This window comes from Arthrobacter sp. SAFR-044, assembly GCF_051965175.1.
In the GTDB taxonomy this organism is placed as follows: domain Bacteria; phylum Actinomycetota; class Actinomycetes; order Actinomycetales; family Micrococcaceae; genus Arthrobacter.
In genome coordinates this window covers 534448-546906 of the sequence record NZ_JBQCMK010000001.1, presented here as the reverse complement: position 1 = coordinate 546906, position 12459 = coordinate 534448, and the positions used below count along the sequence as shown (strand labels likewise).

The following is a 12459-nucleotide window of genomic DNA, read 5'->3' as shown; positions in this document are numbered from 1 at the left end:
AGGCGGAATAGCTCAGGCCCGCTGGAAGACTGAGCGCATGAACGGCCTGTAGGCCGCGCTTCGTCCGTCCGCAGCGGCGTTCCCACCTGCCGCGCCGCCGTCGTCGTCCTTGGCAACTGAACGCAACTCGGTGACGTGGGTCAGCACATCGTGGTCCACCACGAGGGAGTGGCGTGTCCAGCCGGCGTCGCTGTGGCGTTCGACGCGGAGGACGCCGTTGCGCCAGGTGCAGCGCGCGGCGGTGCCGGGCGGCACGCCGGTACTGTCCACGTAGTACCAGAGCACATCATGGTGGACCGGGTCCACCGTGAAGATGCCGTGGCCTTCAAAATGGCTGCCATCAGGTTCAACGTGTCGGTAGCTCTGCACCACGCCAAGTCCCCCGGCCACCCGGCTGTAGGTCACCTCCGCGTCAACGCTGCGTGCGGGCCCCCAAGGGCCTGCAGCGACCTGCGTCCGGCCCCGCCAGTGGCCCAGAAAGCCGGACAAGCCCGGATGTCCTTGCTCCATGCCTGAACCGCCCATCGCCACCCCTGCCGAAACAATCTCCTGAAACTCAGGATGGACTCTTAGGGGTGGCGGCGCCAGCTTCCGGCACCCCCAGCTTCCTGCACCGCCGGGTGTCCAGGAACGCCGGTTCGCTACAGTCCGAACGTCTCGGTCTCCTCGAACGGGCCAACCACCGTGACGGTCCGCGGGGCCGCGGCGAGTTCGGCAGCCAATTCCTGGACCTGTTCTGCCGTAACCGACTTGATGAGGCGCAGCGTCTCGTCAATGTCCTGGTATTCGCCGGACACCAGTTCGGCCCTGCCCAGCCGGGACATCCGGGAGCCCGTGTCTTCCAGGGCCAGGACGATGCCGCCGCCGAGCTGTCCCACGGCCTTGCGGAGCTCGTCGTCGGAGATTCCGTGTTCGGCGAGCTTGTCCAGCTCCACCGCCAGCAGGTCCAGCACCTGCCGGACCTTTGACGGCGTGCAGCCCGCATACATGCCGAAGTAGCCCGCGTCGGCATAGGACGAGGCAAAGGAGTAGGTGGAGTACACCAAGCCGCGCTTCTCGCGCACTTCCTGGAACAGCCTGGAGGACATGCCGCCGCCCAGCACCGCGTTCAGGACGCTCATGACGTAGCGGCGTTCGTCGGTGGCGACAATGGTGGGGCATCCCATGATGATGTTTGCCTGCTCCACCGCACGCTTGACCACGTGCAGGCCGGCGGTTCCCGTGATGAGGGCACGTTCGGTGGGACGCCGCTGTACCGGCGCCGCATCCGGCTCCAGCGACCACCCCGCGGCTTGGAGTGCATCCACCACAAGGCTGCAGACGACGTCGTGGTCCAGCCCGCCCGCGGCGGTGATGACCAGTTCCTCCGGCTTGTAGTACCGGCGGTAGTGCTCCCATACGGAGTCCCTGGCAACGGCTTTGATGGCCGCGGGGGTGCCGCCGATGGGGCGGCCAAGCGGGTGGCTGCCCAGGACCTTGGCCACGAAGTGCTCGTGGGCAACATCGGTGGGGTCATCGCTGTCCATGGCGATTTCCTCGAGGATGACATCCCGCTCCTGCTCCATTTCGGCAGGATCCAGCACAGCGCCGGTGATCATGTCAGCGATCACGTCGATGGCCATGGGCAGGTCCGAATCGAGGACCCGTGCGAAATAGCAGGTGCTTTCCTTCGCGGTGGCCGCGTTCGATTCACCGCCCACCTCGTCAAAGGCGGAGGCGATCTCCAGGGCCGTGCGGCGCTTGGTGCCTTTGAACAGCAGGTGTTCAAGGAAGTGGGTGGACCCGTGCTGGCCCGGAGCTTCGTCGCGGGAACCTACGCCCACCCAGAACCCGATGGTGGCTGACCGCTGGCCCGGCATCGCTTCAGTCAGTACCCGCACCCCTCCCGGCAGCACGGAACGCCGGACCTCGGACCCGCCGTCGGAGCCGTGGACCAGGGTGTCGCCGGCGTGGTTCTGCTCAAGCGGCAGGGGTACAACAGTCATTGATGCCTTTCAGGACGGGCAGCCGGATCTGGCTGCCATCGTAACAGCGGCGGGACCGGTGGATCATCCACCGGTCCCGCCGTTCCATGCTTGTGCCGGGAAGCCCGGGCTTGTTAGACCTCAGCGCCTTCAGCAGGCTCCGTGGCGTGGACGCGCTCGGAGTCGGCCGAAGCCTCTTCCTCGGCTACCACTGGGGAAAGCGAAAGCTTTCCGCGGTCATCGATCTTGGTGATCTCCACCTGGATCTTCTGGCCCACGGAAACGACGTCATCAACGTTGTCCACGCGCTTGCCGCCTGCGATCTTCCGCAGTTCCGAGATGTGCAGGAGGCCGTCCTTGCCCGGAGTCAGCGATACGAAGGCACCGAAGGTGGTGGTCTTGACGACCGTACCCAGGTAGCGCTCGCCGATTTCCGGAACCTGCGGGTTCGCGATGGCGTTGATGGCGGAACGTGCTGCGTCGGCAGACGGACCGTTGGTGGCGCCAATGTAGACGGTGCCGTCGTCCTCGATGGAGATGTCGGCGCCGGTGTCTTCCTGGATCTGGTTGATCATCTTGCCCTTGGGACCGATGACCTCGCCGATCTTGTCCACGGGGATCTTGACGGCGATGACGCGCGGCGCGAACTCGGAGAGCTCGTCCGGGGTGTCGATGGCCGAGTTGATGACCTCGAGGATGTGCAGGCGGGCCTCGCGGGCCTGCTTCAGCGCTGCGGCCAGGACTGAGGCCGGGATGCCGTCGAGCTTGGTGTCCAGCTGGATGGCCGTAACGAACTCGGAAGTACCGGCAACCTTGAAGTCCATGTCACCGAAGGCGTCTTCGGCACCGAGGATGTCGGTCAGGGCTGCGTAGCGGGTCTGGCCGTCCACCTGGTCGGAAACCAGGCCCATGGCGATGCCGGCGACGGCGGCCTTCAGGGGCACACCGGCGTTCAGCAGGGACAGGGTGGAGGCACAGACGGAACCCATCGACGTCGAACCGTTGGAACCGAGGGCTTCGGATACCTGGCGGATGGCGTAGGGGAATTCCTCGCGGGACGGCAGGACGGGCACGAGTGCACGTTCGGCCAGGGCACCGTGGCCGATTTCGCGGCGCTTGGGCGAGCCCACGCGGCCGGTTTCACCGGTGGAGTACGGCGGGAAGTTGTAGTTGTGCATGTAGCGCTTGCGCGTCACCGGCGACAGCGAATCGATCTGCTGTTCCATCTTGAGCATGTTCAGCGTAGTGACACCCATGATCTGGGTCTCGCCGCGTTCGAAGATGGCAGAACCGTGGACGCGGGGCAGGACCTCAACCTCGGCGGTGAGCTGGCGGATGTCCGTCAGTCCACGGCCGTCGATGCGGACCTGGTCCTTCAGGATGCGCTGGCGCACCACGTGCTTGGTGACCGAGCGGAATGCTGCGGACAGTTCCTTCTCGCGGCCTTCGAACTGGCCGGCGAGGCCGGCGAGGACCTCGTCCTTCAGTGCGTCGGAAGCGTTGTCGCGTTCCTGCTTGTCGGCGATCTGGAAGACGGCGGCGAGCTTGTCAGCGGCAGCGGATTCGACGGCGGCGTACGCGTCGCCCTCGTAGTCAAGGAAGACCGGGAACTCGACGGTGGGCTTGGCAGCACGTGCGGCCAGGTCAGCCTGGGCGTCGCAGAGTGCCTTGATGAACGGCTTGGCAGCCTCAAGGCCCTCGGCCACGACCTCTTCGGTGGGGGCGGTGGCGCCCTGTTCCTTGATGAGGTTCCAGGAGTTGTCCGTGGCTTCGGCCTCGACCATCATGATGGCGACGTCGTCACCGGCTACGCGGCCTGCGACCACCATGTTGAACACGGAGTTTTCCAGCTGGGAGTGCTTGGGGAAAGCAACCCACTGGGACCCGTTCTCGTCCGCAACCAGGGCAACGCGGACGCCGCCGATGGGGCCGGAGAACGGCAGGCCGGACAGCTGGGTGGACATGGAGGAGGCGTTGATGGCCACCACGTCGTAGAGCTCGTCCGGGTTAATGGCCAGGACGGTGACCACGATCTGGACCTCGTTGCGCAGGCCCTTGATGAAGGCCGGACGCAGCGGGCGGTCCATCAGGCGGCAGGCCAGGATGGCTTCGGTGGACGGACGGCCTTCGCGGCGGAAGAACGAGCCCGGGATGCGGCCGGCGGCGTACATGCGCTCTTCGACGTCGACCGTCAGCGGGAAGAAGTCGAAGCCTTCACGCGGGTGCTTGCCGGCGGTGGTTGCTGACAGCAGGGCGGTGTCTTCGTCGATGTACACCATTGCTGCGCCGGCCGCCTGCTTGGCAAGGCGGCCGGTTTCGAAGCGGATTACACGCTTGCCAAAGCGGCCATTGTCAATGACGGCTTCTGAGAACTGGATTTCGGGACCCTCCATAGAGAGTCACCTCCGTTTCTGGTTTACGGAAGTCCAGCCGCATCAACCCAGGCCAGCATCTGTCTACTGGCCCTGCACCCGGTCGTCAGTCGAGACCCACGGGCCGGGCTTCTGTCAACGAAGCCGTTCCCGGGGATCACTACCGAGGACCGCGAATGCGTGATGCGGTTGATCCTCCTGTTTAGTTTTTGGTTGTTACGGAGCAGCCCGGTCCAGGATGGCGCCGGGCTGCCCCAAAGCCAGACTAGCGGCGCAGGCCGAGGCGCTCGATGAGCGAACGGTAGCGGGCGATGTCAGTCTTCTTCAGGTAGCCAAGCATGCGCTTGCGGCGACCAACCATGCCCAGCAGACCGCGCTGGGTGTGGTAATCGTGCTTGTGCTCCTTCATGTGCTCAGTCAGATCCTTGATCCGCTGGGTCAGGACGGCAACCTGGACCTCGGGTGAACCGGTGTCGCCTTCGGCGGTTGCGTATTCCTTGATGATGGACTGCTTTACAGCGGCGTCAAGTGCCACAATAACTCCTTGGGATGTGCCGTGAGGGCCCAGGTCAGTAACTCACTGCCGGGTCTGCCGTGATCGTCCGCCCCGGTAATCCGGAAGGGGCCGCCACCAACAGGAACCAGCCGCCACGGACTGCAGCCGGATCCATCGTCCAGTTTACCGGGCCGGCCCTAACCTTGTCGAAACACGCGCGGCAGGATCACTGCGGGCGCTCAGCCTTGCAGCCTGTCCCGGATGGCGGCCATGCCGTGAAGCACTTCGGCGAAGCTGGTGCTCAGGGGTGACAGGCCCACCCGGATACCGTGCGGCGAGCGGAAGTCAGGGATGACGTCCCCGTCCCACAGGGCCTCGACGGTGGCCTTGGTGAAGTCCGCGTGGTCCACCGTGATGTGCCCGCCCCGCTCACCCGGGTTCCGTGGCGTGGCCAGTTCGGCTCCCAGGGGTGCCGGCCACGCGTCGAAGACCTCCACGGCGAAGGCGGTGAGGTCTTCGGACTTCGACCGGATCGCGGCCATGCCGGCTTCTTCGATGAGGTCCAGGGTGCCCTGCATGGCAATCATGCCGAAGATTGCGGGAGTGCCGCTGAGGAACCCGCGGATGCCCGTGGCCGGTTCGTAGCCGGCGGCCATCTCGAAAGCGTCTTTACGGCCCATCCAGCCCCAGATCGGCTGGTTCAGCGAGGGCAGGTGCCGGGCGTTGACGTAGGCGAACGCCGGGGAGCCGGGGCCTCCGTTGAGGTACTTGTAGGTGCAGCCCGCTGCGAAGTCCACGTCCGCGCCGTCCAGGTCGATCTCCACCGACCCGGCCGAATGGCAAAGATCCCACACCACCAGGGCCCCGGCGTCGTGCACTGCCGCGGTAATGCCCGGCAGGTCCGCAAGGTGGCCTGAGCGGTAGGCAATCTGGCTGAGGAGGACGACGGCGGTGCGCGGCCCGGTGGCCTGGCGCACCTGTTCAAGGGTCACCCCGCCGGCGGGATCCGGTTCGATCCAGCGGAGGGTCAGGCCTTCTTCGAGGGCGATGCCCTCCACCAGGTAGCGGTCCGTGGGAAAGTTCTCGGTGTCCAGCACCAGTTCGTTCCGGTCAGGGTCCGCCACGGCGGCGAGGGCAGCACGGATCAGCTTGTACAGCACCACGGTGGTGGAGTCGGCGATGATGGTCTGTCCCGGCGCTGCCCCCAGGACGGACCGGCCCAGCTGGTCCCCGATGGCCTGCGGCATGTTCAGCCACTGTTCGTCCCAGCCGCGGATCAGGCGGCCGCCCCACTGATCGCGGATGAAGGCGGCGACATCGTCCGCGGTCCGCTTCAGGGGCCTGCCCAGCGAATTGCCGTCCAGGTAGGACAGGGGCGTGTCCGTGCCGATGAAATGGTCCCGGTAGTGCGCCAGTGCATCCTTCCGGTCCAGCTCCCCGGCGCGCTGCCGGAGCGTTTCCGCTGTCACGCCGGTGGCGTTTTCCTGGTGGATGCTCATTGTCCGATCTCCGTCCTGACCGCGAATAGTTCCGGGAAGAAAGTCAGTTCCAGGGCCTTCTGCAGGAAGGTCACACCGCTGGATCCGCCGGTGCCGGTCTTCATGCCAATGGTCCGCTGGACGGTCCGCAGGTGCCGGAACCGCCAGAGCTGGAAATTGTCCTCCAGGTCCACCAGTTCCTCGCACGCCTCGTAGGCCGCCCAGTTATCGGAAGCGTTCTCGTAGATGTGCTTGAAGAGCGGGACCAGTTCCGGGGCGAACTCATGGGCCCGGGTGACGTCCCGGTCAAGGACGGAACGCGGCACATCGAACCCCTGCCGAAAGAGGTAGGCCAGGAACTCGTCGTAGATGCTGGGAGCAGCGAGCAGTTCCTCGAGCATGGCGTGGGCTTCAGGATCGGACTCGAAGACCGGCAGCATCTTGCGGTTCTTGTTCCCCAGGACGAATTCGACGGCCCGGTACTGCGCCGACTGGAAACCTGACGAGTTGCCCAGGAAGCCGCGGAACTGCGCGTACTCGGTGGGTGTCAGGGTGGCCAGCACGGACCACTGTTCCGTGAGGGTCTTCTGGATGTGCTTGACCCGGGCGATGCCCTTGAGCGCCGAGCCGAGATCGTCGCCGCGGAGCCAGGCGGATGCGCTGCGGAGTTCATGCAGGACCAGTTTCAACCACAGCTCCGTGGTCTGGTGCTGGATGATGAACAGCAGCTCATCATGGTGTTCGGGCTGGCTGACCGGCTGCTGTGCACTGAGCAGGGTGGGAAGCTGCAGGTAGGAGGCGTAGCTCATCCGCGAGCTGAAGTCGCGGACAATCCCCTCATCCAGCTTGCGGGTGTTCTTCTCGACGGACACGTCCTGCCTTTCGTTGTTGTCACCCGGTTGCTGCGAACCCGGCGGGCGCTGCAGTCAGCGGCCGCCCAGGAGCAAGTGGGCCTGGGCTACGTCCAGCCGCATTTGATCGACCAGGGCCTCAGGGCCACGGTAGGCCACCATGCCGCGAAGCCGTTCCACGAATTCGACGATCACCGTCTGGCCGTACAGATCGAAGTCCTCCACGGCTTCCTTGGGCCGGTCAATCACGTGGGCCTCGACCTGGCGGCTGACGCCGTCGAAGGTGGGGTTCGAGCCCACGGAGATGGCTGCCGGCCAGCGCTTGCCGGCCTGGTCCACCAGCCACCCGGCGTAAATGCCGTCGGCGGGGATCAACCCTGTCGCGTTGGAGGCGAGGTTTGCCGTCGGGAAGCCCAGTGCCCTGCCCCGGGCGGCGCCGTGGACCACCTCGCCGCGCATCCGGTGCGGCCGGCCCAGGACCGACGCTGCGGTGGTGACGTCTCCGGCCTGCAGGGCTTCGCGCACCCAGGTGGAGGAACAGCGGCGGTCCGTGCCGTCGTCGTCGTGGAGGGGGTAGCCTTCGGCCCCGAATTCGCTGATCACCTGCACATCGAAGCCGAATTTTTCACCCAGTGCCTTCATGGTGTCCAGGTCGCCGGAATTGCCCCGTCCAAAGCGGGCATCATGGCCGATGACCACATGGCTGGCGTGCAGGCAGTCCACGAGGTACTGCTCCACGAACTCTTCGGCCGTGAGGCTGGCGAGGTCCAGCGAGTACTTGACCACCAGGATGGCGTCCAGGCCCAGCTCCCCCAGGGCCTCCAGCTTGTCGTCCAGGCCCATGATGAGCTCCGGCGCGGCCTCCGGCCGGTGGATGACTGCCGGGTGGGGGTCGAACGTGACGGCCACAGCCTTGGCATGGGCCAGGCGGGCCGACCGGATCAGCTGGGACAGCACCTGCTGGTGTCCGCGGTGAACGCCGTCGAAGTTGCCGAAAGTGACAACAGATGGGCCGAAGTCCGCCGGGACATCGGACGGATCGTTCCAGATGTAAACCATCACCCTCGCCTTAAGCTGCCTGAAAGCATCAACGTTCCGGGACCCTTCCGGCCGCGGAACTCTTCAAGGTTACCCGGATTCACTGTGCAGCTTATTCACTGCGCAGCGTTGCCCGTTGCTGCATGGCGTCGCCCGTCACTGCGCAGCTTTTGCCTGCGATGGCCGGCGCCGGTAGAGCCACACCAACCCCAGGATGGGCAGCAGCAGGGGGATGAAGCCGTAGCCGCGGCCGAACAGCGACCAGACGGTCTCGTGCGGGAACTGCACGGAGTCCAGGATGCTCAGGGTCCCCACTACCAGGACGCCGGCCAGTTCAACCAGTACGGCCGCAACCGAGACTTTGAACCACGTGGTTCCGGCCTTGGCCAGTGACACCGTGGCCAGGATGTACACGAGGGCGGCGAAGGCGGACAGCAGGTAGGCCAGGGGCGCCTCGGAGAACTTGGTGAGGATCTGGTAGCCGGCACGGGCAGTGGCCGAGATGGCGAACACGCCGTACACCGCGATCAGGAGGCGGCCGGGTCCGGTGTTGCGGGTGTTGCGGACGGGTGTTCTTCCGGTGGCCGCCTGGGCCTGCTGGTCTTTCATTTCTGCTGCTTCTTCCACTTCAGTACCAGATCTGGTTCATTCGGGCAGCCATCACCAGCGCCGTGACGCCGACGGCGGCCAGGACAAAGTTGCTCCATCGCGTGCGCTCCAGGATGGCCCAGTAAATGGCCGCGGGCGGCAGGAGCATGGCGGTGGCCATGTAGCCCCAAAACTCCCAGGCCTCCCCGGCGATCGGTTCGCCGGCGATCACGCGGACGATCGAACCCACCAGGTAGACCACCAGGGCCACCTCAACGGCCACGACCGACAGGATGGTGACGTCATTCGGTGCCTTCTTCAGGATTCCCGTGCCCAGGCACACCACCGTGGACACCAGGCCGACCACCAGGATGATCCAAAAATATGCGTCCATGCCTACGCCTCCGCGGGTGCGGTTGCGGCACCGTTGCCCGGCGTGAAGACGAGGACCGGCTTGGCGTAACTGCCCGCGTCGGCCAGCAGGGCCACCAGGCTGCCATCGGGCGCGAAGGCCGCGGCAGGGTGCTCGGCGGTGGCGGCACCGGGAGTGCCGGCTGCCGCGCCTGCTGCGATCCGCCGGCCGAAGGAGATTTCGGTGGTTTCTTCGGCGGTGAGCTCGCGGTTGGGCATCAGTGCCCTGGCAGCGAGGGACATGTCCAGGACGTCGAGCTCGTCGGCGAGCTGTTCGAGGGTGCGCGCCTGGTCAAGTGAGTAGGGGCCCACCTGGGTCCGCCGGAGCGCTGTGAGGTGGCCGCCCACGCCAAGGGCATTGCCCAGGTCCCGGGCCAGGGCGCGGATGTACGTCCCGGAAGAACATTCCACCGTCACGTCCAGGTCCACCACGCCTGCCGCTGCGTCCCTGTGGACGCCGTGCACGTCGAACCGGTGGATGGTGACGGGGCGCGCGGCGAGCTTGACGTCCTCGCCGGACCGCACACGGGCATAGGCGCGTTCGCCGTTCACCTTGATCGCGCTGACGCTGCTGGGCACCTGCTGGATATCGCCGGTCAACGCCGCGACGCCGTCGTAAATCTCCTGCTCGGTGGTGCCGGCCGCGCTGGCGGTGGCCGTGACCTCGCCCTCCGCGTCATCGGTCACCGTGGACTGGCCCAGGCGGATGGTGGCGGTGTAGGTCTTGGAGGTGCCCACGATGTAGGTCAGCAGCCGGGTGGCCTTGTTGATGCCAAGCACCAGGACTCCGGTGGCCATGGGATCAAGGGTTCCTGCGTGCCCCACTTTCCGGGTCCCTGCGAGGCGCCGCATCCGGCCAACCACATCATGGCTGGTCCATCCCTGCGGCTTGTCCACTATCACCAGTCCAGAAAGCACGCCTCCCAGTATATCGGCGCAGGTTGGGGCCCCTGTCCAGGCATGGAGCCGGGCGTGGACGACGGCGGCGGCCCACCACGGCGGCCACGTCACCGGGCGGGGCGGAGGCAGGGCAGGGGACGGCTAGGATGGCTGGCATGCCTGAGCTTGCCGCCCATGTCCGCGACGTGCCCGTCAACCAGATCCGCGAGATTACCGAGGCCGCCTGGCGAACTCCCGGCGCCGTGGTGCTCAGCATCGGGGAGCCCGGCTTTCCCCTCCCCCGCCACGTCCTGGACGCGGGCATCGCGTGCCTGGACCGGGACGAGACCAACTACACGCCCAACGCCGGGATCCCGGCCCTGCGGGAAGCGTTCGCCGCAAGGTTCCGGGAGGAGCAGGGCGTGGACGTCGGCGCGGAGCGGGTGTATGTGGTGTCCGGCGCCCAGCAGGGCCTGCACTTCGCCATGAGCCTGCTGCTCTCCCCCGGTGACGAGATCCTGATCCCGAACCCGGGCTACCCCACCTTTGCCATGACCAGCCGGCTGCTGAATGCCGTTCCGGTAGGTTATCCGCTGCACCCGGACCATGGCTTCCAGCCCAGGGTTGCCGACGTCGAGGCCCTCATCACCAGCCGCACCCGGGTGCTGGTTCTTAACTCCCCGTCCAACCCGCTCGGCGCTGTGCTGAGCAAGGACCTGGTCCGGGAGCTGGTGGACCTGGCCCGGCGGCACGACATCTGGGTGATCTCGGACGAATGCTATGAGGCGTTTACCTACGATGTGCCCCACGTCAGTCCGGCAAGGTTCGATGGCGGCACCGCAGAGGATGCCCGCGTCTTCACGTCGCTGACGCTGTCCAAGACCTACGGGCTGACGGGGCTGCGGATCGGGGCACTCGTCTGCCCGCCGGGGCTTGAGCAGAAGATGGACAACGTCATGGAATCGATCGTTTCCTGCGTTGCGTCTGCCCCGCAGTATGCGGCGCTCGCGGCCCTCACCGGCCCGCAGGATTACGTGCGGCACGCGCACCAGCACTACCGGGAGAACCGGGATGCCGCCTCCGCGGTCCTGGCTTCGAAGGGGATCCGCTACCTGCCGGCGCAGGGCGCGTTCTACCTGTGGGCGGACATGTCCCACGTGGCCGGCGGCGATGTCCGGAGCTGGGTCCGGCGGTTCCTTGCCGACTCCGGCGTGGCGCTGGCCCCCGGAACCGCCTTCGGATCCATCGGCGAGGGGTGGGTCCGGATCGCGCTGTGCGGCCGGAAGCAGGACCTGCTGGACGGGCTGTCCCGGCTTCCTGCCGCCCGGTAAAACCGGCGGCGGCCAGGGTCAGCTGCGTGCGCCGGCCAGTGCCCGGTCCAGCCACGTGCGGAGGGCCTCCGCCGGGGCGGCGCCGGCCTGGCGTGCCGCGACCTTCCCGTCCACGAGCACCATCAGCGTGGGGATGGCCTGCACGTCAAACCGCCGCGACAGGCCGGGCGACTTGTCCACGTCCACTTTCACCAGCTTGATCTTCCCTGGCCGCTCCCGGGCCAGCTTGTCGAGGACCGGGCTGACCATCCGGCAGGGTCCGCACCACGCTGCCCAGAAATCCACCAGCACCGGAACTGACGACTGCTCCGCCACCGCAGCGAAGTCAGCGTCGCCTGCGGACACTATCCACGGCAGGTCCGCCTTGCAGTTGCCACAGCGGGGGTGGCCCGCAGCCTGCGCCGGCACCCGGTTGGTCTTCCCGCACGCGGGGCAGCTGAGGAGTGTAGGTTCCATGGCTAGTATTCCTTCCTGCTGTCAAAGGCGCGCCACGCCTGGAAGGGGACGTCCGACGTCGGGATGTCACCCCTGGTGACCGGCATCAGCTCCGGCGCGGCGCCGCTGAAGTAGTCGTAGAAGAGCGCGTCATCAAAGCCTGCAGCTGCGGCCCCGTGCCGGTCCGCGGCGAAGTAGACGTGGCCGATCCTGGCCCACAGTGCGGAGGCCAGGCACATGGGGCACGGCTCGCAGCTTGCGTACAGGACAGAGCCGGTGAGGTCGAAGTCCGCTGTTGCCGCCGCCGCTGCCCGGATGGCCACCACCTCGGCGTGGGCGGTGGGGTCGTTGTCCCGGGTCACCCTGTTAACGCCGGCATGGACGCGCCCGTCAGGCGTTACCACCACTGCGCCGAAGGGGCCGCCGCCCTCGCCGACGTTCTGCGTGGCAAGGTCCACGGCCTGTTCAAGGTATCGGCTCAACTCAGGGTGGTCAGGCGGGCTGATACTGGCATCCTCGGAACTCATAGCACGATCCTAGCCACGGGAGCCCCATGGGGGGATGGAAAGGGGGCCAAAAAGGGGGATGCCCGTAACCACTACCAGCCGGTAGGGGC

General features: G+C 66.6%; 13 protein-coding genes. 1 reads left to right on the top strand and 12 read right to left on the bottom strand.

Annotated elements, in window-relative coordinates:
- Positions 1-12: 12 nt before the first annotated feature.
- The 10 genes from ACTHQS_RS02400 to truB form a co-directional block, all read right to left on the bottom strand.
- Positions 13-489 carry a DUF1579 domain-containing protein gene (locus ACTHQS_RS02400; RefSeq protein ID WP_440165701.1) on the bottom strand — a complete coding sequence of 159 codons (477 nt, stop codon included), beginning with the start codon at positions 487-489 and terminating at the stop codon, positions 13-15.
- 152 nt (positions 490-641) lie between these two features.
- Positions 642-1985, bottom strand: a complete 1344-nt coding sequence (locus tag ACTHQS_RS02395; RefSeq protein ID WP_440165699.1) for a M16 family metallopeptidase — start codon at positions 1983-1985, stop codon at positions 642-644.
- Positions 1986-2098: 113 nt separating this feature from the next.
- Positions 2099-4357: a polyribonucleotide nucleotidyltransferase gene (locus ACTHQS_RS02390; protein WP_440165697.1), complete on the bottom strand. Its 2259-nt coding sequence runs from the start codon at positions 4355-4357 to the stop codon at positions 2099-2101.
- A gap of 244 nt (positions 4358-4601) precedes the next feature.
- Positions 4602-4871 carry a 30S ribosomal protein S15 gene (gene rpsO, locus ACTHQS_RS02385; RefSeq protein ID WP_285245402.1) on the bottom strand — a complete coding sequence of 90 codons (270 nt, stop codon included), beginning with the start codon at positions 4869-4871 and terminating at the stop codon, positions 4602-4604.
- 200 nt (positions 4872-5071) lie between these two features.
- A complete protein-coding gene (locus ACTHQS_RS02380; RefSeq protein WP_440165695.1) occupies positions 5072-6331 on the bottom strand; it encodes a kynureninase in 1260 nt (419 codons plus the stop codon).
- Complete coding sequence (gene kynA, locus ACTHQS_RS02375) at positions 6328-7182, bottom strand: tryptophan 2,3-dioxygenase (RefSeq protein ID WP_440165693.1); 855 nt, start codon at positions 7180-7182, stop codon at positions 6328-6330. Before kynA ends, ACTHQS_RS02380 begins: the two co-directional genes overlap by 4 nt.
- Before the next feature lie 54 nt (positions 7183-7236).
- Positions 7237-8220 carry a bifunctional riboflavin kinase/FAD synthetase gene (locus tag ACTHQS_RS02370; protein WP_440165692.1) on the bottom strand — a complete coding sequence of 328 codons (984 nt, stop codon included), beginning with the start codon at positions 8218-8220 and terminating at the stop codon, positions 7237-7239.
- Between the two features lie 135 nt (positions 8221-8355).
- The gene (locus ACTHQS_RS02365) at positions 8356-8808 is read right to left on the bottom strand and encodes a hypothetical protein (protein WP_440165690.1); all 453 of its coding nucleotides are present in this window, start codon (positions 8806-8808) and stop codon (positions 8356-8358) included.
- Positions 8809-8827: 19 nt separating this feature from the next.
- Positions 8828-9181, bottom strand: a complete 354-nt coding sequence (locus tag ACTHQS_RS02360) for a hypothetical protein (RefSeq protein ID WP_440165688.1) — start codon at positions 9179-9181, stop codon at positions 8828-8830.
- A gap of 2 nt (positions 9182-9183) precedes the next feature.
- On the bottom strand, positions 9184-10116 hold the full coding sequence (gene truB / locus ACTHQS_RS02355) for a tRNA pseudouridine(55) synthase TruB (protein ID WP_440165686.1): 933 nt from the start codon (positions 10114-10116) through the stop codon (positions 9184-9186).
- 137 nt (positions 10117-10253) lie between these two features.
- Between truB and ACTHQS_RS02350 the strand changes: the two genes are divergently transcribed.
- Positions 10254-11408 carry a pyridoxal phosphate-dependent aminotransferase gene (locus tag ACTHQS_RS02350; RefSeq protein ID WP_440165684.1) on the top strand — a complete coding sequence of 385 codons (1155 nt, stop codon included), beginning with the start codon at positions 10254-10256 and terminating at the stop codon, positions 11406-11408.
- Between the two features lie 18 nt (positions 11409-11426).
- Here the strand turns inward: ACTHQS_RS02350 and trxA are convergent, their stop codons facing one another.
- Both trxA and ACTHQS_RS02340 read right to left on the bottom strand, forming a co-directional pair.
- Positions 11427-11864 (bottom strand): thioredoxin, encoded by a 438-nt coding sequence (gene trxA / locus ACTHQS_RS02345; protein WP_440165682.1) that lies wholly within the window; start codon positions 11862-11864, stop codon positions 11427-11429.
- A 2-nt stretch (positions 11865-11866) separates the two neighbouring features.
- The gene (locus tag ACTHQS_RS02340; RefSeq protein WP_440165680.1) at positions 11867-12370 is read right to left on the bottom strand and encodes a nucleoside deaminase; all 504 of its coding nucleotides are present in this window, start codon (positions 12368-12370) and stop codon (positions 11867-11869) included.
- Positions 12371-12459 lie beyond the last annotated feature (89 nt).

Bases quoted from the DNA above. Each gene is read 5' to 3' on its own strand.
- ACTHQS_RS02395 (WP_440165699.1), bottom strand. From the start codon at position 1,985: ATGACTGTTGTACCCCTGCCGCTTGAGCAGAACCACGCCGGCGACACC.
- ACTHQS_RS02390 (WP_440165697.1), bottom strand. From the start codon at position 4,357: ATGGAGGGTCCCGAAATCCAGTTCTCAGAAGCCGTCATTGACAATGGC.
- ACTHQS_RS02380 (WP_440165695.1), bottom strand. From the start codon at position 6,331: ATGAGCATCCACCAGGAAAACGCCACCGGCGTGACAGCGGAAACGCTC.
- ACTHQS_RS02370 (WP_440165692.1), bottom strand. From the start codon at position 8,220: ATGGTTTACATCTGGAACGATCCGTCCGATGTCCCGGCGGACTTCGGC.
- ACTHQS_RS02365 (WP_440165690.1), bottom strand. From the start codon at position 8,808: ATGAAAGACCAGCAGGCCCAGGCGGCCACCGGAAGAACACCCGTCCGC.
- ACTHQS_RS02360 (WP_440165688.1), bottom strand. From the start codon at position 9,181: ATGGACGCATATTTTTGGATCATCCTGGTGGTCGGCCTGGTGTCCACG.
- ACTHQS_RS02350 (WP_440165684.1), top strand. From the start codon at position 10,254: ATGCCTGAGCTTGCCGCCCATGTCCGCGACGTGCCCGTCAACCAGATC.
- trxA (WP_440165682.1), bottom strand. From the start codon at position 11,864: ATGGAACCTACACTCCTCAGCTGCCCCGCGTGCGGGAAGACCAACCGG.
- ACTHQS_RS02340 (WP_440165680.1), bottom strand. From the start codon at position 12,370: ATGAGTTCCGAGGATGCCAGTATCAGCCCGCCTGACCACCCTGAGTTG.